The organism is Streptomyces sp. RLA123, assembly GCF_056270165.1.
In genome coordinates, this window is record NZ_JBWDOR010000003.1 from 6,646,970 (window position 1) to 6,665,347 (window position 18,378).

The following is an 18,378-nucleotide window of genomic DNA, read 5'->3' on the forward strand; positions in this document are numbered from 1 at the left end:
GAGAGTCGGGGAACAACGGGGGCGGCGCGCGGCATGAAGGCGGTACACGAGGGCGACACCTTGCTGCAGGGACGGTACCGGCTGCTGGAACGCATCGGCCGGGGCGGCATGGGCGAGGTCTGGCGGGCAGAGGACGAGGCGCTGGGGCGGGAGGTCGCCGTCAAGTGCCTGAAGCAGCTCAGCCCGACGATGGACCCGTCGGTGGGCCGGATCCTCCAGGAGCGGTTCCGCCGTGAGGCGCGGGTCGCCGCGGCGCTGCCGCACCGCGGGATCACCGTCGTGCACGACTTCGGCGAGCACGAGGGCGTGCTCTTCCTCGTCATGGAGCTGCTGGAGGGGCGGGACCTGCGCCGGCTGCTGGAGGACAACGGCGGCGAGCCGCTGCCCGTACGGGACATCACCGACATCGCCGCGCAGATCGCCGACGCCCTCGCGTACACGCACGCCCGGGGCATCGTGCACCGCGACCTGAAGCCGGCGAACGTCGTGCGGCTCACCGACGGCGTCGTCAAGATCTGCGACTTCGGCATCGCGCGCCTCGGCCACGACATCGGCTTCACCTCCCGGCTGACCGGGACCGGCGTCGCCATGGGCACCCCGCACTACATGTCGCCGGAGCAGATCGGCGCCGACGAGTCGATCGACCACCGCAGCGATCTGTACTCGCTCGGCTGCGTGCTCTACGAACTGGCGACCGGCATCCCGCCGTTCGACTTCGACGACGCCTGGGCCGTGCTCGTCGGCCACCGCGACACCCCGCCCGTGCCGCCGCGTGAGCACCGCGGCGACCTCCCCGCCGGGCTGGACCGGCTCATCCTCGACCTGCTCGCCAAGGAGCCCGCGCACCGTCCGCAGAGCGCGGCCGACGTCGTGGGGCGCCTGGCACCGCTGCGGGACGCTCCCGCCCCCGCACCGGAGGCATGGAAGGACCTGCCGCCGTGGGCGCGGCGGGCCGGGCTGCAGCCGGGCCCGCCCGGCCTGCGGGTCGCGGAGGCCCGGCCGCCGGCGAGCGCCGCCGAGGCGCTGCGCACCTACGAGGACGTCGCCGCCGCGCGCGCCGGCAGCCTCGGCCCTGACCACCCCGACACACTGGCCGCGCTCCAGGAGGCGGCGTACACCCTCGGCAGGCTGGGCCGCCACACCGAGGCGCACGCCGCGTACGCCACCGTGCTGGCCGCCCGCGAGCGCCGGCAGGGCACCGACCACCCCGACACCCTGCACTGCCGGCACAACCTCGCCGTGACACTGGGCCGCCTGGGCCGTACCGCCGACGCCCACACGCTGGCGGCCGAGGTGGCGGCCTCCCGCGCCCGCGTGCTGGGCCCTGACCACCCCGACACGCTCACCACCTGCGGCGAGACGGCGCATCTGCTCGACCTGCTGGGCCGTTGGTCCGAGGCCCGCCTGGAGTACGACCGGATCGCCGCCAAGCGTGCCCGCGCGTTCGGCCCTGAGCATCCCGAGACCCTGGCCGCGCGGCACGAACTGGGCGCCTGCCTCGGCCGGATGGGCATGTACGCCGAGGCGTGCGCGCTGTACGCCGACCTGGCGGAGATCCGCGCCCGGGTCAGCGGCCCCGACCACCCCGAGACCCTCCGCGCCCGGCACGGCCTCGGCGTCAACCTGGGCCGTCTCGGGCGCTGGCAGGACGCGCTGACCGAGGCCCGCGCGGTCGCGGAGGCCCGCGCCCGCGTGCTGGGCGGCGACCACCGGGACACGCTCGTCAGCCGCCGCGAGGCCGCCGTCGCCCTCGGCTGGCTCGGGCGGTGGGACGAGGCCCTGGCCCTGCACGGCGAGGTGGCGACGGCGCGCGAACGCGCCCTGGGCGTGCGCCACCCCGACACGCAGGCCAGCCGCGCCGACGAGGAGCAGTGCCGGGAGCGCCTCGGGCGCCCCGCCCGTTCTGCGGCCGGTGCCACGGCCGCCCAGAGCGGCTGACGGAACGTCAGGACGCCGGCCCGAGTGCATGCGGCGGTCCCGGCTCGGGCGACATCGGGTGCTGTCCTCGTCATGGGAGATGCGGGCAGCGCAGCCGGGGGAGCGGCGACGCCCGGTGCGCGAACGCCGTCTCGCGGCCCCGTGCCGACGGACACGGGCGCCCCAGGGGGCGGGCGAGTCCCCCGCGGACGGTGCGTACGGTGGCGCGGCAGGCGCGGCGGAGTGCTGGCAGCACACGAGGCGCGGCGTGGCCGCGATCGCCTCGCCGCCGGTCGGGGAGCCCGCGGGTGACCTGATCGGGGGGTCGCCAGGGCGCCCCGCGGGGCGGGGGCGCCTACTGTGGGGGTGGGTGGAGGGAGGCGCGTCCGATGATCCGACCCGTGACCGTGGGCCTGGACAGGTCGCCGGAGAGCCGTGCGGCGGTGCGCTGGGCGGCGTGCGAGGCGGTGCGGCGGAACGTGCCGCTGCGGGTGGTGCACGCGGGCGGCCATCCCTACGGGGACGGGATGCTGCGCGAGGCGGCGGAGGAGCTGACGGTCACCCATCCCGGGCTGGCGGTGACCACGGACGTGGCGGACGCCCCGCCGGTGGAGCTGCTGGTGGCGGAGGCCGGGCGCAGCGAACTGCTGGCGCTCGGCTCGCAGGGACTGAGCGGGCTGTCCGGCTACCTCGTCGGTTCGGTCGGCCAGGCCACACTGGCCCGGGCGACGCGCCCCGTCGTGGTCGTCCGTGACGGCGGCGCGCCCGAGGTACGGGACCCCCGGCCGGTCGCGCTGGGCCTGGCCCTGCGGCAGGGCGCCGCCGATGTGACCGCCTTCGCCGTGGAGGCCGCGCAGCGCGGCGGCACGCCGCTGCGGGCGGTCCACACCTGGTCGTACCCGCCGATGTACCGGTACGCCCCCGCGGCGATGGACCCGGCCTGCGGCGCGGAGATCGGGGCGGGCGAGAAGCACGCCGTCGCGGCCGCGCTGGACCCCTGGCGGGAGAAGGCGCCGGGTGTGGAGATCACGTCGGAGGTCGTCGCGGGCAACGCCGCGCAGGCGCTCGTCGACGCCGCCGCCGGTGCGAGCCTGCTGGTCATCGGCCGCCGCAGCCACCAGCCCGCCTGCCTCGGGCCGACCGCGCACGCCGTGCTGCACCACGCGCTCTGCCCGGTGGCCCTGGTCCCGTACGAATGACGCCCGCGGGCCCGGGGTAGCGTCGGGCGCGTGGACGATCTTCGTACGGCACACGTGAACGGGATCCGGCTGGCCTATCGCACCTGGGGCGATCCCGGCGCCCCGCCCTTGGTCCTGCTGCACGGGCGCGGGTCGGACGGCGCGGACTGGGCGCCGGTCGTCCCCGCGCTGGCGCGGACGTACCGGGTGTACGCGCCCGATCTGCGCGGGCACGGCGCGAGCGATTGGCCGGGGGAGTACGCCTTCGAGGCCATGCGCGACGACGTCGCGGGCCTCCTGGACGCGCTCGGCCCCGGACAGGTGACCCTGGCCGGGCACTCCATGGGCGCGGTGGTGGCCTATCTGCTGGCCGCCGCCCGGCCGGAGCGGCTGACCGCGCTCGTCCTGGAGGAGCCCGTGCCGCCGGACCCGGCGGTGCCGCCGCGGGCCGTGCCCACCGGGCCGGAGGGCGGGGAGACCTTCGACTGGCGGGTCGTCGCGGCCGTCAACCGGTGGATCAACGCGCCCGATCCCGCCTGGTGGGACCTGCTGGGCGGCATCACCTGCCCCACACTCGTGATCGCCGGCGGCCCGGCCAGCCACGTCTCCCAGGACGGGATCGGGCGGATCGCCGCACGCATTCCCGGCGCGCTCCTGGCGGCGACCGGAGCCGGGCACCTGGTCCACGAGGCCGACCCGGAACGCTTCCTTGCCGAGGTCAGCTCGTTCCTGCCGGGTCCTCGCCGCCCGTGACCGGCAGTCCCGCGGCCCGCCAGGCCTGGAAGCCGCCTTCGAGGTCGGTGGCGCGCGGCAGCCCGATGTCGTGGAGGGAAGCGGCCGCGAGGCTGGAGGTGTAGCCCTCGGAGCAGGCCACGATCCAGCGCACCTCGTGCCCGGTCGCCTCGGGGATGCGTGCGTCACTGAGCGGGTCGAGCCGCCACTCCAGCACATTGCGCTCGATGACCAGCGCCCCGGTGAACTCGCCCTCCCGGGCCCGCTGCGCGGCCGGCCGGATGTCGACGAGCAGCGCCTCGCCGGCCGCGAGTTCGGCCGCCGCCTCCTGGGGGCCGATCCTGCGCAGGCGGTCCCTGGCGCGGGCGAGCATCCGGTCGATGCCGGACGGGACGGGGGCTTCGGCGGATCCGGTCATCGGGCGACCTCCCGGAGGACTGCGGGCGCGGGCGCGGGCGGGGGCGGCGCGGGCGGGGCCGGCACGGCGGCCGGTTCCGGCGCGTCGGTCAGCACCGTACGCGTACGGCGCAGCGAGCCGGTGTCGTCGACCGCGTAGTAGGCCATCGCCGTCAGCGGCGGCGAGTAGGCGTGCACGCTCACCGCGGGTGCGGCGGAGGAGTTGACGACGTCGTGCACATGCCCGAGAGGGAAGCCCGCGCCGCGTCCGGCCGCCAGCTCGCGGCCGGTGATCCGGCCGTGCCCCTCGCGGTCGTACGTCCAGCGGTGCTCGGTCAGGACGCCGCTGACCACGGTGAGCGCCCCGAGCGACCCCGCGTGGTCGTGGAGTTCGGTGGAGGTGTCGCGCGGCCAGGTGATCAGCCAGACGTCGACGTAGGGGTCTTGGTGCAGTCGCGTGTACCAGCGGCCCTCCGCCAGGTGGACGGGCTGGTGCGTGCCGTCCTCGACGGCTTCCGCGTAGCCGCGCACAAGGGCGCGCAACTGGGGGAGGACGAGCGGGGTGGGACCGCCCGCCCTGTCGTGCAGGGCCATGGGATTCGCTCCAGAGCAATGATCGCCCGGCGCCCCGGAGACGACGGGGTGGCGTCGTGGGGGCCGGTATGGACGAGGCGGACGTCAGCCCCGGCGACAGCTCTGGTCGAAGTGATGCGCACGACGACCGGGCCACAGCGGCCCCAGGTTCCAGATGTTCGTGCGCATGAGCCCATGAAACCACAGGAGGCCTCCCGCGTCGCCCCCCGGCCGTACTCGTCACAGGGGCGAGACACGACCGGCGATGGTCCGCGCGCAGTCGATGGACTCCGTTTGTGTCGTGTCCACTTCGAGGTCGTAGATCACTCCGCGGTGCACCGGGCCGGCCTGCGCGACCGCCATTCCCGGCACGCGGTCGCCGCGCGCGGTCTCGCGTCCCTGGGCCACCTCGGCGGTGCAGCGCACCCCGACCCACAGGACGTGCAGCCCGTCCAGGGCCCGCCGCCAGCGGTCCTGCGATGCCGCGCCGCCGAGGAACACCTCGTCCACGATCACCCGGGCCCCCGCGCGTGCCATCTCCCCGATGCCCCGCGCCCAAGCCTCGTCCAGGGCCCGGAACCCCGGTCCGACCGTGATCTCGCCGTCCGCGCCGAAGGCGATGCCGAGTCCCGAGTCCGAGGCGCGCAGCGCCGCCGGCATTCCGCCGATCAGGGTGTCGACGCCGAAGGTGAGCCAGATGTCCGGGAGAAGCAGCGCCTGGAGGCACCGCGCGATGCCGGACTTGCCGGAGCTGGAACCGCCGTTGAGCACGATCACGCGGGGGGCCATGGTGCCAGGCTAGGTGTCCGCCGCCGCGCGGGGCGACTCAATTGCCGCCCGGCGCCCTGCGGGAGAGCCGGCGCAGCCGTTCCGCCTCCTCCGGCCGCAGGTTGGGATCGGCGAGCCTGGCGGCGACCGCCTCGGCCATGCGCGGGGCCGGATCCACGGCGCAGTCCTCGAGGAATCCGCGCAGGAGGACCCGGACCCCGGCGCGCTGCGTCGGGCCGAGCACGACCCCGCGCAGTACAGCCACGGTCAGCGCGGCGTCGGCGGCCGGATCGCCGGCCGCGGCGGTACGCCAGTCGATGAGCACCGGTCCGCCGGGGGTGAGGACCACGTTCTCGGGGTGCAGGTCGAGGTGGAGCACGCGGTCGCCGCCCTCGCGGCCGGTGGGGAAGCGCGGCGGCAGCCAGCCGGGGGCGGGGACGCGGTGCAGTGCGGCCTGCAGACGGCCCAGCGCGCGCCCGTGCGCGTACGCACGCCAGGGGCGGCGCCCGAGATCCTGCGCCATGGTGGGGCCGGTGAGCCGGTCCATGACCATGTCGGTGTCCGTCACGTCGTGCACGCGCGGCACGGGGCACCCCTGCGTGGCGAGGTAGGCCATGAGGCGGGCCTCCTCCCGGGCGGGGCCGCCGTCCCGGTAGCGGCGCAGCACGCGGGAACCGTCCAGGGCGAAGACGTCCGCGTCCCGGCCCCGGCCGATCAGTTCCACAGCGCGGCGGCGAGCCCGGCGGCCGTGGCGACCTTGCCGAAGCGCGGGAGGTCCTGGGCGACGGCGGCGCTGTGCTCCTCGGCGGTCAGGGCGGCCATCGCGTCCTCGGCGAAGTGGAGTTCGTAGTCGTGGTCGGCGGCGGCCCGCGCGGTGGACTCCACGCCCATGTTGGTCGCGACGCCGCACAGCACCAAGGTGTCGATGCCCTGTCCGCGCAGCAGATCGTCCAGGCCGGTGCGGTGGAAGGCGCCGACCGACCGCTTGACCACCACGGTGTCGCCCTCCTCGGCGAGGCCGGCGACCAGGTCGCTGCCGGGCGGCTGCTCGTCGACGCCCGGGCGCTCGACCCGCACGAGGAAGACCGGGGCCCCCGCCTTGCGGAACGCCGCGGCCAGCGCGGAGGACGCGGCGACGACCTCCTGCCCGGAGTGCGGGGCCAACGGCAGCCCCACGATGCGGTCCATCAGGTCGATCACGACAAGTGCCGTGCGCTGCGGGTCGAGACGCGTCATGGGGCACACCCTAGGCACCCGCGCCCGGGCATGCCCCGGGGAAGCGGAAATCGGCGGCCGGAGGCACATATTCCGTGGTCGCGGGCCCGCAGCCCCAGCCCCGCCCTCGCTCACCCGGTCGCCGGCCGCGCCGACGAGCCGTATGCCCCTCCGCGCGAGCGGGGCGTCTCGCCCGCCTGGTGCACGGCGGGGCCGGGGAGCACCACGTGCACGAGTGGGACGGACCCCGGGTCACGCATATGGCGGCGGATCGCGCTTCTTTTGCGCGTGACTGGTCGGATCCGGCCACCCCGGAGGGTGACGCGGGCATGAACCCGTACCGGGGCCGGGCAGGTTCTCCCATGACCTGTCCGGGCCCGGGCACCCTCGCTAGGCTGGCCCGGACGACGCAGTCGGGAGGAGCACGGACGTGGCCGAGAGCACGATCGGATCGCCGTTGGCGGGCGGAACGAAGCCGCAGCTGGATCTGGTGAACGCCGAGTGGCAGTCGAGCAGCCAGGGAACGGGCGATGTCCAGATCGCCTTCGTCGAGGGCTACATCGCAATGAGGGACGGCCGCAACCCCGAGGGGCCCTCCCTGGTCTTCACGCCCGCGGAGTGGCGCGCCTTCGTTCTCGGCGCCCGCGACGGCGAGTTCGACCTGACGTAGCGGGCCGCTCCCGCGTCATCCGGGTGAATACGGCGCGCGTACCGCGGCCGTCCGCCCCCAGGGTCCTCCGGAGCCCTGGCCGAACGCCGGTCCCCATGGCCCGAGCGGCCGTCAGCGGCAGTTCCCGGGAACCCGAGTGTGTGCCAACGTCCGGGCCGGCGCGCCGCCGGCCCGGACGGCCCGAGCCCCGATCATTCTTGACGGACCGTCACATCATCGGTACGCTCACAACGTCGCGTTCCGCCTGAACTGCCGCCGTTATGGAGCATCCTTGAGTGCGGCGTGGCGTATCCCGCCTGTGCGCCCGCTCCGACGGATCGCCGAAGCCGGCCCTCCGTACGATGCCGAACGTTGCCGAACGAAGTCGATCACGGCGTGAACGTTTGTGAACAGTGGACATCAGTTCACATGTATCCCCTCACCCAGCGTCTCCGTGGGCGTACGCTGAGACGTCACCGGACAGGCGTCCGGACGTCTGCGGCGCGCTCCGGCGCGCGCCGGGTCAAGGCCATTTGGGCCAGGGGGTGCACACATGACACAGCGCACGCCGAAGTCCCGGCGGCCACTGCTGGAACGCGAAGCGGAACTGGTTGCCGTCGACGAGGCACTGGCCGAACTCACCGGCATCAGGGCCGACGACGGGTCCCCGCAGCACGCGGGCCCGCGCCGCGGCGGGCTGCTCGCCGTCGCCGCCCCGGCCGGACTCGGCAAGACGACCCTGCTCACCGAGACCCGCCGCCGGGCCTCCGCACTCGGCTGCACCGTGCTCTTCGCGCGGGGCGGCGACCAGGAGCAGGGCGTCGCCTTCCACGTCGCCCGTCAGTTGCTGCAGCCCCAGCTCGCCGGCGCCGGTGAGGCGGAACTCCGCAACACGCTGGGCAGTTGGTACAGCATCATCGGCCCCGCGCTCGGCCTGTGCACCGCCGAGGGCGGCGCGACCCCGGACCCCCAGGGCATCGGCGACGGACTCGACTGGGTCCTCACCCACATCGCCGTGCGGCGCGCCCCGGTGGTCCTCGTCCTCGACGACGCCCACTGGGCCGACCCCGAATCCCTGCGCTGGCTGGCCTCCTTCGCGCCCCGCGCCGAGGAACTGCCGATGCTCGTCGTCGTCGCCTACCGGCCCGACGAACTCCCCGCCACCGCCGAGGCGTTCCGGGGTCTGCCCGACCGCTCCGGCAGCCGCCCGCTCGGTCTGGAGCCGTTGAGCGCCGCGGCCATCGGGCAGTTGGTGCGGGCCACCGTCGGCGACCACGCCGACGACGCCTTCTGCCGCGAGTGCTGGGCCGTCACCGCCGGCAACCCCTTCGAGGCCGTCGAACTCACCGCCAAGGTCGTCGACCGGCGGCTGAACCCGGAGGAGTCCAGCGCGCACCTGCTGCGCGACCTGGCCGCCGCCGCCAAGGGCAGCGGACTCATCGCCCGGCTGGAGCGGCTCGGTGCCTCCACCGTGCGCATGGCCTGGGCCGCCGCCGTCCTGGGCACGTCCATCTCCCCGGCGATCGCCGCCAGCGTGGCGGGCCTCGGCGGCGAGGAGGCCGCCGACGCGGCGGACCGGCTGCGCAAGGCCCGCATACTCACCGGCAGCGACATCCTGGAGTTCGTCCACCCGCTGATCGCCACCGCCGTCTACCGGGCGATCCCGGACGCGATCCGCGTCGCCCTGCACGGACAGGCCGCCTGGTCGGTCGTCGACGCCGGCCTCGGGCCCTCCGTCGCCGCACGGCACCTGCTGGAGACCCACCCCGAGGGCGACCCCTGGGTCGTCGCGCAGCTCCGCCAGGCCGCCCGCGACACCACGCGCGCCGGCGCCCCGGACGCCGCCCGCCGCTACCTGGCCCGCGCTCTGCGGGAGCCCCCCGCCTACGACGACCGGGCCGCGGTCCTCTTCGAACTCGGCTGCTCCTCACTGCTGAGCGAGCCCGCCACCACCGTCAACCACCTCCGCGCGGCACTGGAGGAGCCCATCGCCGACGCCGGGCTGCGCGCCGCGATCATCTACCGGCTCTCCCAGGCCCTCGCCCACTCCGACCGGCTGGGCGAGGCCGCCGACACCGTGGGACAGGCCGCCCGTACGGCGGGCAACGCCCGCTCCCGCCTGCGGATGCAGGAAGAGCAGTTCATGTGGGACGCCTTCCGCAGCGACGAGCAGGACTCGCCCGCCCGTTCCCGCCGGCTGGCCCGCCTCGCCGACCGGCTCACCGGCCGCGATCTCACCGAGCGGTACATCATCGGCCTGCGCGCGTGGGACGCCACCCTGCGCGGCGAGCCCGCCGAGACCGCCCTGGCCCACTCCGACCGCGCGCTGACCGGCATCCTTCCCTGGGCCAGCGAGGACTTCGGATTCGAGGTCCCCGTCCTCGTCGCGATGACCTACATGTACGCCGACCGCCCGGGCCGGGCGGAGGAACTGTTCGCCATCGGGATCGGCGACTACGAGCGCCAGGGCTGGCGCGGCGCCCACCTCGCCTTCGGCTACTCGCTGCTCGGCTACGTCCGCTACCGCCGCGGCCGCCTCGCCGAGGCCGAGGACTTCGCCCGCGACGGCCTGCGCCTGGCCGACCGCGTCGGCCGGGGCACCCCCGTGCTCTGGTACACCGTCGCCATTCTCATCACCATCCTGGTGGCCCGCGGCCGGGTGACGGAGGCCACCGCCCTCGCGGAGGAGTACGAGTTCGGCGAGCCGTTCCCGGCGGCCGTGACCTTCCCCGACGCCCAGACCGTGTACGGCGAGCTGCTGCTCGCCCGCGGCCTGGTCAAGGACGCCATCACCCAGCTCGGTACGGTCGGCAGGCGCCTCGACCCACGCGGCATGCGCAATCCCGCGTGGAGCCCGTGGCAGCTCCACCTCGCCGTCGCCGAGGCCCACGACACCCCCGACCGGGCCCGCGCCACCGCCGCAAAGGCCGTCGACCGCGCCCGCCAGTACGGCACCGCCTCCGCCATCGGCCAGGCGCTGCGGGTGGCCGCCGAGGTGGCCCCCGAGCCCGAACGGATCAAGCTTCTGCAAGAGGCCGTCAGCCATCTGGAGCGTTCGCCCGCGGGCTACGAACTGGCCAGGGCCCTGGTCGACCACGGCACCGCCCTGCGCCGGGAGGCCCACCTCCAGGAAGCGGCGGAGCAGCTTTACCGCGGGCTGGAGACGGCCGTCCACTGCGGCGCCGACGCCCTCGCCGAGCGCGCCCGCGACGAACTGGCCGCCGCCGGACTGCGACCGCGCCGGCTGCGCGCCACGGAGACCGACACCCTGACCGCCCAGGAACGGGCGGCCGCCGCCCACGCCGCCCAGGGCATGGACGAGGACGGTGTCGCGGCGGCCCTCGACGTCGACACCGACACCGTCACCCGCCTGCTCTCCGCCGTCTACCGCAAGATCGGCACCGACCGGGCGGGCCTGTCGCGGGCCCTGTCGGTGTAGGACTGCGGCCCCGGGCACGTACGCGGCCCGGGGACCGTACGATGGCCCCATGTCGTTCCTCCGCCGCCGCAGTGCCGCAACGCCCACAGGGCCGGAATTCGACGTCCTGGCCATGGACCCGGGCGACTGGCCGGGGGAACTGGGCGCCGGGCTGCTGCCCGGGGAGGACGGCAGCTGCCAGGGCATCTTCCTGCGCTACGACCTGTTCGGCGGCCGCGGTCCCGCCATGCTGATCGGCAACCTCCCCGAGGGCTCGCCGGCCCGCGACCTCGAGGAGGGCCAGCCCCCCTTCGAGGTCGCCCAGCTGCTCGACGCGCTCGGCAACGAGGAGCCGGTCGAGGTCGTCGGTACCGAGGACACCCCGGTCATGCACGGCGACAATCTGCTGATCGTCCGCAGGATCAAGCTCTCCGAGGGGCGTGTGTCCTGCACCCAATTCGACCGCAGCGACGGTGTGCTGGTCACCATCGCCACATGGGACCGGCCGATCACCGACGACCTCTACCAGTTGCTCAAGCCCCTGCCGGCGGAAATGTTCCAGCAGGGATGAACCCGGCCTCGGACGGCAGCACGGTCACGTCCTCGGCCTTCACATAGGCCACCCGGTGGCCGAACTGGATCTCGTAGTAGACCTGTCGGCCCCGCACCACCACATGCCGCGAGGCGTCGAAGGTGACCGCCCGGAAGTACGCGCTGCGCGCCACCTGCCCGACCACGTACCGCTGGCCCGCGGGCAGCTTGTACGGCAGCGGTGAGTCCGGCTGGACCGGCACCCCGGCCGGGTAGGCGGCCGCCTCCGGGTAGGCACGTCCGTACACCGGCACGTCGGTCCGCCCGTCCTTCGGGGTGACCACCCAGCCGCGTCCGTAGAGCGCGGTCGGCTCGGTGCGCGGGTCGAGGAACCACGCCTCCTGCCCGAGGTACCAGATCGCCGTCCAGTCGCCCCGGCGCTCGGCGACGGCGTACTGCTGCCCGGTGGACGCCCGGGCGCCCGTGTCGTTGACCCCCGTCGTCGAATCGCCGGTCGGGTGCAGGCCGATGTCCTTCACCAGAGGAGCGTCCTCGCGCGGCTCGGTGTACAGCCGGACGGCCTCGGAGCCGCGGACGGGGCACGTGTCGCCCGCGGCCGCGCATCCGGTGTAGACGGCTCGGTTGCCGTCGTAGTCGGGGGCGATCGTCACCAGGCCGCCCGCGGGGCCCGCGGTGGCGTGGAAGGGCGCGCCGATCAGCCGGAAGTAGTGCGCCCAGTCCCAGTAGGGCCCGGGGTCGGTGTGCATGCCGGCGACGTAGGCCGACGTGGTCCCCGGGACGTTGTCGTGCCCGAGGATGTGCTGCCGGTCGAGCGGAATGTCGTACCGCCGCGCGAGATAGCGCACGAGGCGCGCCGACGCCCGGTACATCGCCTCGGTGTACCAGGTGCCCGGGTCGGTCAGGAAGCCCTCGTGCTCGACGCCGATCGACGTGGCGTTGACGTACCAGTTGCCGGCGTGCCAGCCGACGTCCTTGGTCCGCACATGCTGGTCGATGTGGCCGTCCGCCGAGCGGATCGTGTAGTGCCAGGCCAGGTAGTCGGGCTTCCGCACCAGCTGGAGGGAGGTGTCCCAGGTGGCCTCGGTGTCGTGCACCACGATGTAGTCGATCGACTGGTCGTGGGGCCGGTCGGCGAGGTCGTGGTTGCCGTAGTTCTTGTCGCCGTACTCCGCATAGGGCGCGGGCAGCCACTCGCACGCCACCGTCCGCGGGCACTCGGTCCCGTCCCGGCCGACGTCGTGCAGTCCCAGTGTCTGGACCTGGGCATGGGCCGGGGCCAGCCCTGGGTGTGCCTCCAGGGCCACGTTCTGGCCGTCGTCGGTCGTGCGCCGGGCGCCGTCCCGGATCACCTGGAAGACGTCGTCGGCGAAGGACGCCGCGGTCTCGATGTCATCGGCGCCCGAGTAGCGGGCGACCGCGCCGTACCACTGGGCGGGGTTCGAACTCAGCGGCACGCCCAGGGACTTCTGCGCCTGCGCGAGCAGGGCCGCGCCGCCCTCGACGTTGGCCGCGGCGCGCCCGCGCAGATCGGCGGCGCGCAGGCCGGTGAGCCGGGCGGCGCGGTCGAGCGTGGTCAGCGTCGCGGGCAGCGAACGCGTCGCCCGGGCCGCAGGCCCGACGTCCTCGAGCGGTCGTTGCTCGTCGCCGCGCGGGTCCTCCCCGCCGTCACCTCGCTGGGGGAAGCCGGCGAGCGCGGTGCGGGCGTCGGTCAGGTGCATGGGCCCGTAGCCGGCGGTGACGCTGGGCAGCCCGCGATGGGTGTCCCAGCGCGACTCCAGGTAGGAGACGCCCAGCAGCACACTCTCGGGCACGTGGTAACGCTCGGCCGCCGCCGCGAAGGCGTGTTGCAGCGGGGCCCGGGGATCGGACGGCGTCGCCTCTGCGGCGGGGGCGGGCGAGAGCGCCGACAACAAGGCGCCCACAGCGACGCTCGCCGTGGCCGTGGTGACGGCCCTCCGATGCCGGCGTCTCGCGGGGTGGGGGGTGACTCCTCGCACTGCAGCCTCCTGTGTGACGCACGGGGCCGATCGGGAACCACAGAGGTATCCCGCGTCCGATCATCCGTCAACTATCGGAGGGGTAGCGCGTTTGTGCATGTCAGCGCCCGTGTCGACGTTCTTCCTGACACGGGCGCCGTGGCCCGCGGTGCGTCAGAGGACGGGGCCGCTGTCGCCCGTTCGGTCCCGGCTGACGGGCCGCGTGCCCCCTCGCACGGCGGCACGCGGCGACCGGGCGGCGGCGAAACGGCCCCTGACCGACCCGCGGATCACCTCGTGCCGACGGCGGCCCGTACGGCCCGTCGGGCGAGCCCCGCGTCGTCGTGCAGCCGGCGCAGCAGCAGCCGCTGCTCCTCACCGGCCTCCGACGCGCCCGGGCCGGCCGGGACGGTGCTGCGCATGGTGCGCTGCATGGCGGTCTCGTAGGTGCGGATCTCCCGGGTGATCACCAGCATCAGATTCACCAGAAAGGCGTCACGCGTGATCGGTCCCGCGGCCTGCGCCATCTGGCTGATCTGACGCCGGGTCATCGGGTCGTCGCCCAGTATCATCCACAGCACCGCGAGGTCGTAGCCGGGCAGGTACCAGCCGGCGTGCTCCCAGTCGACCAGCACCGGGCCGACCGGGGAGAGCAGGACGTTCGAGAGCAGCGCGTCGCCGTGGTTGAACTGCCCCTGGACGTGGGCCAGGCCGTGCAGCATCTTCTGCAGGTCGCCCATGTCGCGGTCGGTGAGCAGACCCAGCTCGTGGTAGCGGGACAGCCGGGCCGCGTAGTCGACGGGGGCGTCGAAGACGCCGGCCGGCGGCCGCCACATGTTGAGGCGGGAGATCGCCCCGAGCGCCATCCGCACGTCGGCGCGCGGAGGGGCTTCGGAGGGGTGTCGCTGGAGGGCTGCGACGCGTCCGGGCATGCGCTCCAGGACCAGCGTGCAGCTCTCGGGATCGGCGGCGATCAGCCGCGGCACCCGGACCGGCGGACGGTGCCGCACGAACGCCCGGTACGCGGCGATCTCGTGCCGGTACCGCTCCACCCAGCCGGGGGAGTGGTCGAGCAGGCACTTGGCGACGGCCGGTGCCCGCCCGGAGGTGCCGACGAGCAGCACCGAGCGGCTGCTGCGGCGCAGCATCTGGACGGGGGTGAACTCAGGGGCGATGCGCTGCACAGAGGCAATGGCCGAGCGCAGCTGCGCGCCCTGTGGGCCGGTCAAGTCGAGCCTCCCGCTGAGCGGATGGGAGACACCGCCCGGGGCGCCCCGTCGAGGGGCGGGAAGCACGGGTCGCGGACGTACGGCGGTCCCTGTCCCGGGGAACCCCGGGAGCTGAGTCGGCCGGGGCGGTGCGGACACGGAGGACGATGCTGAATACATGAGGGGGAGACAGATCCCTTCGTGTGCCAACGAGCTCCTGACGAGGTGGCGGGCCGGCGCGTGGAGCGGAGCCGGATCCGAACCGGGTCCGGTCCCGCATCCTGGGGAATGCGGTTCCGGGCCGGAGGTCCGTTCCCTCCACGCGCCGTGCGCCCCTCGCGGACAAGTACGCACCGGCATCTCAAGGTGTTCAACGCTGATCGGCGTTTTTCGAAAGATGCTCGATTGCGACCGTTCGCGAGCCGACTGTTGCCGGGCCGGGTGGCGCGTTCTTACTTGACCACTGATTGCGGGTGGCAGACCATCTGGCGAACCCTGGCGAACCCTGGCGAATGCTCGCGGCGGCTGTGACCGGCCATTAGTGTCAAGAGTGCCGAGGAACCTGGGGGCTTGAATGGACAAGGAAGCCAACACACGGCTCGCGGACCTGTTCGCACTCACCGGATGGTCCAAAGGGGAGCTCGCGCGGTTGGTCAACCGGCAGGCGGCGGCCATGGGTCACCCGCAGCTGGCGACCGACACGTCGCGCGTGCGCCGTTGGATCGACACCGGGGAATCCCCGCGCGAACCCGTCCCGAGCGTGCTGGCCGCACTGTTCACCGAGCGCCTCGGCCGTGTCGTAACCATCGAGGATCTCGGGTTCGGCCGGCATCGGCTTACGGGGAAGAAGGAGTCCGTCAGCGCCGACGGACTGCCCTGGCCACCGGAGCGAACAGCCGCGGTCCTCACCGAATTCACGGGAATGGACCTCATGCTCAACCGACGCGGTCTGGTGGGCGCGGGCGCCGCGCTCGCCGCGGGCTCCGCAATCAGCAACGCCATGCACGACTGGCTCCACACCGATCCGGCGCTCACCGCCGGGCCGCGGACCACCGGTGACCCCTTCACCGCCGACGCCGCCTCCTACGACCGGTACGAGGCGGCCCCCATCGGCTCCCAGGAGATCGAGGCGCTGGAGCGCTCGGTCGAGGTGTTCCGCGCCTGGGACGCGGCCCGCGGCGGCGGGCTGCAGCGCAAAGCGGTCGTGGGCCAGCTCAACGAGGTGGGCGGCATGCTCGCCTACGAACACCCCACGCACCTCACACGCCGCTTGTGGGGCGTGGCCGCCAACCTGGCGGTACTGGCCGGGTGGATGTCGCACGACGTGGGCCTGGAGCCCACCGCCCAGAAGTACTTCGTGATCGCGGCGCACGCCGCCCGCGAGGGGGGCGACCGGCCGCGGGCCGGCGAGGCGCTGTCCCGTGCCGCCCGGCAGATGGTGCACCTGGGCCGTCCCGACGACGCGCTGGACCTGATGAAGCTGGCGCAGTCGGGCTCGGGGGAGCAGACCCTGCCCCGCACCCGCGCCATGCTGTGCACCATCGAGGCCTGGGCACAGGCCTCCATGGGCCGGGGCCAGGCGATGCGCCGCACGCTCGGAGAGGCGGAGGACCTCTTCGCCTCCGACCGGGGCGACGTCCCGCCACCCAGCTGGATGCAGATGTTCGACGAGGCCGACCTGCACGGCATGCAGGCGCTGGCGTTCCGCACCCTCGCCGAGCACGAGCCGCTCGCGGCGCGGCAGGCGCAGATGCACGCCGGACGGGCACTGGAGTTGCGCGGCAAGGGCCGTGAGCGCTCCAACATCTTCGACTACATCTCGCTCGCCTCGGCCTTGTTCATCGCCGACGACCCGGAGCAGGCAGACCGCTACGCGCGACTCGCGCTGCTCAGCATCCAGCAGAACTCCTCGGTGCGCACGTGGGACCGGCTGCGGGAGATGTACCGGCTCACGGCGCGCTACGCCGACTTCACCAAGATCCAGGACCTGCGCGAGGAGATCGAGAACTCACTGCCCGCCGCGAAGCGCCGTGGCACCGCCGTCTGATCCGACCGTGCCGCCCGCAGCGTCCGACCGGGTGCCCCGAACCGGGTCCAGCCGACTCGACGCCGAACGAGCCGGCTCTCCCGAGCGTTCCGGACACCCCTTCGGATCGGACGCGAGCGTAGGAGGCAGTGGCGAACATGAGGCACCGCACCTGAGGAGGCGGTGACCAGGTCCCGTGAACGTCCCCACCGGACGCCCGCGTGGCCGCGTCGGTCAGTGGAACTTGGCGATGAGCACGCAGGCGTCGTCCTCGCGCTCGGGGGCGCCGAGTTCCTCCACCACGATCCGCACACACTCCTGAGGAGTACGGGCCCGGGCGAACCTCGGGCCGAGCTCCAGCAACCGGCGCACCCCGGCAGGGGCGTCAGCGGCCGACCCGCGACCCGGGCGGCGCGGCGTCAGCCCGTCGGTGTGCAGCACCAGCAGATCGCCGGGCAACATCCGCAGGCTCGCCTGGCCGTACTGCGCGCCGGCGGTGGCGCCGAGCAGCACGCCCTCCGGCGCCTCCAACTGCCGCCCTGCCCCGTCGCGGAAGAGCAACGGGGCGGGGTGGCCGGCCTGCGACCACACCAGGCTCCGGTCGGCGGGGTCGTAGCGGCAGCACAGCGCGCTGCCCAGGGCGGGCTGTGCGGAACTGTCGAGCATCTGGTTGAGCCACCCCATCAGTGGGCCGGGCTCCAGCCCGGCCACGGCCATGCCGCGCAGCGCGCCGAGCAGCATAGCCATACCGGAAGTGGCGGACACCCCGTGCCCGGTGAGATCGCCCACGGTCAGCAGCGCCGAGCCGTTGGGCAGTTGCAGCGCGTCGTACCAGTCGCCGCCGATGAGGGCGCTGGTCGCGGAGGGCAGATAGTGCGCGGCCAGGTCGACCGCCGGCGGGCCGCCGTCCTGCGGGAACCGCAGGGAGCCCCGCCACGGCGGCAGCACGGCCTCCTGCAGCTCAACCGCCAGCCGGTGCTCGGTCTGCGCGATCTGCCGGTCGCGCTGCAGCGAGTCACGGGTCTCGCGCAGCGTTCGCTGGCTGCGGCGCAGTTCGCTGACGTCGCGGAGTACCGCCCACATCGAGGCGGTGGCGCCCGCGGCGTCGAGCACCGGCTCGCCCACCATGTGCACGGTGCGCACCGCTCCGTCCGGGCGGACGATGCGGAACTCGCAGTCGATCGGCCGGGCGTCCACGAGGCAGCCGGTGACGGCCGTGCTGAGGACCGCCTGGTCCTCGGCGAACAGGAACGTGGGCAACTCGTCCAGGGTCAGCGGTCCGTCGTGCCGTTGGCGCCCGAAGATGCGGTACAGCTCCTCGGACCACTCGACACCGTCCGTGACCAGATCCCACTCCGCGCTGCCGGCCCGCCCCAGGGCCCGCACGGCGGCGCGGCCGGGAGCGGGGACGGAGAGGAAGGACCCGGGCGGCGCGAAGGCCGCGGCGTCACGGTCCCGCGCTCCCTCGGCGGCGGCGGCAGCGGTGTCGGAGTCGGAGTCGGGGAGCCCCTCGCGGAGCTGGCCGAGGTGCTCGCCCAGGTCGTCCAGCTGGTGCACGGCCAGGTCGCACAGCGCGCGCTGCCAGCGCTGCCGCGGGTCCTCGATGTCGTCGGCAGCGTCGCGGCGCACCGCGTCCACCCTGCCGCGCAACTGACGTGCCTGAGAGATGAGCGCGTCCACAGCACCGGGTTCCGGTTTCGCGGTGGCACGATCCTCATGCAAAGGGGGCGGCATGACGCTCTCCGAACATGTCTCCGATGCGGACGCCGG

15 protein-coding genes are annotated in these 18,378 nt (G+C 74.2%); 7 read left to right on the top strand and 8 right to left on the bottom strand.

What is annotated here, in order from left to right:
• Nucleotides 1-33: 33 nt before the first annotated feature.
• The 3 genes from RV983_RS30435 (at nucleotide 34) to RV983_RS30445 (ending at nucleotide 3,848) form a co-directional block, all read left to right on the top strand.
• On the top strand, nucleotides 34-1,938 hold the full coding sequence (locus tag RV983_RS30435) for a serine/threonine-protein kinase (protein ID WP_475988906.1): 1,905 nt from the start codon (nucleotides 34-36) through the stop codon (nucleotides 1,936-1,938).
• 368 nt (nucleotides 1,939-2,306) lie between these two features.
• The gene (locus tag RV983_RS30440) at nucleotides 2,307-3,116 is read left to right on the top strand and encodes a universal stress protein (RefSeq protein ID WP_475988907.1); all 810 of its coding nucleotides are present in this window, start codon (nucleotides 2,307-2,309) and stop codon (nucleotides 3,114-3,116) included.
• 30 nt (nucleotides 3,117-3,146) lie between these two features.
• On the top strand, nucleotides 3,147-3,848 hold the full coding sequence (locus tag RV983_RS30445; protein ID WP_475988908.1) for an alpha/beta fold hydrolase: 702 nt from the start codon (nucleotides 3,147-3,149) through the stop codon (nucleotides 3,846-3,848).
• Here RV983_RS30445 and RV983_RS30450 read toward each other — a convergent pair.
• The 5 genes from RV983_RS30450 to RV983_RS30470 all read right to left on the bottom strand — a co-directional run bounded on the left by RV983_RS30450 (nucleotide 3,814) and on the right by RV983_RS30470 (nucleotide 6,800).
• On the bottom strand, nucleotides 3,814-4,245 hold the full coding sequence (locus RV983_RS30450) for a rhodanese-like domain-containing protein (protein WP_475988909.1): 432 nt from the start codon (nucleotides 4,243-4,245) through the stop codon (nucleotides 3,814-3,816). The genes RV983_RS30445 and RV983_RS30450 overlap by 35 nt on opposite strands.
• Complete coding sequence (locus RV983_RS30455; protein WP_475988910.1) at nucleotides 4,242-4,817, bottom strand: cysteine dioxygenase; 576 nt, start codon at nucleotides 4,815-4,817, stop codon at nucleotides 4,242-4,244. The genes RV983_RS30450 and RV983_RS30455 overlap by 4 nt, the downstream gene beginning before the upstream one ends.
• A gap of 219 nt (nucleotides 4,818-5,036) precedes the next feature.
• Nucleotides 5,037-5,585, bottom strand: a complete 549-nt coding sequence (gene cpt, locus RV983_RS30460) for a chloramphenicol phosphotransferase CPT (protein ID WP_475988911.1) — start codon at nucleotides 5,583-5,585, stop codon at nucleotides 5,037-5,039.
• 37 nt (nucleotides 5,586-5,622) lie between these two features.
• Nucleotides 5,623-6,288 (bottom strand): phosphotransferase, encoded by a 666-nt coding sequence (locus RV983_RS30465; RefSeq protein WP_475988912.1) that lies wholly within the window; start codon nucleotides 6,286-6,288, stop codon nucleotides 5,623-5,625.
• Nucleotides 6,279-6,800 carry an isochorismatase family protein gene (locus tag RV983_RS30470; RefSeq protein ID WP_475988913.1) on the bottom strand — a complete coding sequence of 174 codons (522 nt, stop codon included), beginning with the start codon at nucleotides 6,798-6,800 and terminating at the stop codon, nucleotides 6,279-6,281. The genes RV983_RS30465 and RV983_RS30470 overlap by 10 nt, the downstream gene beginning before the upstream one ends.
• A 409-nt stretch (nucleotides 6,801-7,209) precedes the next feature.
• Between RV983_RS30470 and RV983_RS30475 the strand changes: the two genes are divergently transcribed.
• The 3 genes from RV983_RS30475 (at nucleotide 7,210) to RV983_RS30485 (ending at nucleotide 11,417) form a co-directional block, all read left to right on the top strand.
• A complete protein-coding gene (locus RV983_RS30475; RefSeq protein WP_384275196.1) occupies nucleotides 7,210-7,449 on the top strand; it encodes a DUF397 domain-containing protein in 240 nt (79 codons plus the stop codon).
• A 532-nt stretch (nucleotides 7,450-7,981) separates the two neighbouring features.
• Nucleotides 7,982-10,867, top strand: a complete 2,886-nt coding sequence (locus RV983_RS30480; protein ID WP_475988914.1) for an ATP-binding protein — start codon at nucleotides 7,982-7,984, stop codon at nucleotides 10,865-10,867.
• A 49-nt stretch (nucleotides 10,868-10,916) separates the two neighbouring features.
• Nucleotides 10,917-11,417 carry a hypothetical protein gene (locus RV983_RS30485; protein ID WP_475988915.1) on the top strand — a complete coding sequence of 167 codons (501 nt, stop codon included), beginning with the start codon at nucleotides 10,917-10,919 and terminating at the stop codon, nucleotides 11,415-11,417.
• On the opposite strand, the gene RV983_RS30490 is transcribed toward RV983_RS30485, so the two are convergent.
• Together RV983_RS30490 and RV983_RS30495 are read right to left on the bottom strand one after the other, a co-directional pair.
• Nucleotides 11,380-13,395: an N-acetylmuramoyl-L-alanine amidase gene (locus tag RV983_RS30490; RefSeq protein ID WP_475988916.1), complete on the bottom strand. Its 2,016-nt coding sequence runs from the start codon at nucleotides 13,393-13,395 to the stop codon at nucleotides 11,380-11,382. The genes RV983_RS30485 and RV983_RS30490 overlap by 38 nt on opposite strands.
• A gap of 269 nt (nucleotides 13,396-13,664) precedes the next feature.
• Nucleotides 13,665-14,762 carry an aminoglycoside phosphotransferase family protein gene (locus RV983_RS30495; protein ID WP_475988917.1) on the bottom strand — a complete coding sequence of 366 codons (1,098 nt, stop codon included), beginning with the start codon at nucleotides 14,760-14,762 and terminating at the stop codon, nucleotides 13,665-13,667.
• Between the two features lie 394 nt (nucleotides 14,763-15,156).
• Here RV983_RS30495 and RV983_RS30500 point away from each other — a divergent pair, with 394 nt between their 5' ends.
• Complete coding sequence (locus tag RV983_RS30500) at nucleotides 15,157-16,629, top strand: DNA-binding protein NsdB (protein WP_475988918.1); 1,473 nt, start codon at nucleotides 15,157-15,159, stop codon at nucleotides 16,627-16,629.
• A gap of 213 nt (nucleotides 16,630-16,842) precedes the next feature.
• On the opposite strand, the gene RV983_RS30505 is transcribed toward RV983_RS30500, so the two are convergent.
• Entirely contained in the window at nucleotides 16,843-18,342 is a 1,500-nt protein-coding gene (locus RV983_RS30505) for a PP2C family protein-serine/threonine phosphatase (RefSeq protein ID WP_475988919.1), read from the bottom strand.
• Between the last annotated feature and the right edge of the window lie 36 nt (nucleotides 18,343-18,378).

What these genes read in the sequence shown, in the direction of transcription:
- RV983_RS30485 (WP_475988915.1), top strand. Translation starts at nt 10,917, where the DNA reads ATGTCGTTCCTCCGCCGCCGCAGTGCCGCAACGCCCACAGGGCCGGAA.
- RV983_RS30435 (WP_475988906.1), top strand. Translation starts at nt 34, where the DNA reads ATGAAGGCGGTACACGAGGGCGACACCTTGCTGCAGGGACGGTACCGG.
- cpt (WP_475988911.1), bottom strand. Translation starts at nt 5,585, where the DNA reads ATGGCCCCCCGCGTGATCGTGCTCAACGGCGGTTCCAGCTCCGGCAAG.
- RV983_RS30505 (WP_475988919.1), bottom strand. Translation starts at nt 18,342, where the DNA reads ATGCCGCCCCCTTTGCATGAGGATCGTGCCACCGCGAAACCGGAACCC.
- RV983_RS30480 (WP_475988914.1), top strand. Translation starts at nt 7,982, where the DNA reads ATGACACAGCGCACGCCGAAGTCCCGGCGGCCACTGCTGGAACGCGAA.
- RV983_RS30470 (WP_475988913.1), bottom strand. Translation starts at nt 6,800, where the DNA reads ATGACGCGTCTCGACCCGCAGCGCACGGCACTTGTCGTGATCGACCTG.
- RV983_RS30450 (WP_475988909.1), bottom strand. Translation starts at nt 4,245, where the DNA reads ATGACCGGATCCGCCGAAGCCCCCGTCCCGTCCGGCATCGACCGGATG.
- RV983_RS30440 (WP_475988907.1), top strand. Translation starts at nt 2,307, where the DNA reads ATGATCCGACCCGTGACCGTGGGCCTGGACAGGTCGCCGGAGAGCCGT.
- RV983_RS30455 (WP_475988910.1), bottom strand. Translation starts at nt 4,817, where the DNA reads ATGGCCCTGCACGACAGGGCGGGCGGTCCCACCCCGCTCGTCCTCCCC.
- RV983_RS30495 (WP_475988917.1), bottom strand. Translation starts at nt 14,762, where the DNA reads ATGTATTCAGCATCGTCCTCCGTGTCCGCACCGCCCCGGCCGACTCAG.
- RV983_RS30500 (WP_475988918.1), top strand. Translation starts at nt 15,157, where the DNA reads ATGGACAAGGAAGCCAACACACGGCTCGCGGACCTGTTCGCACTCACC.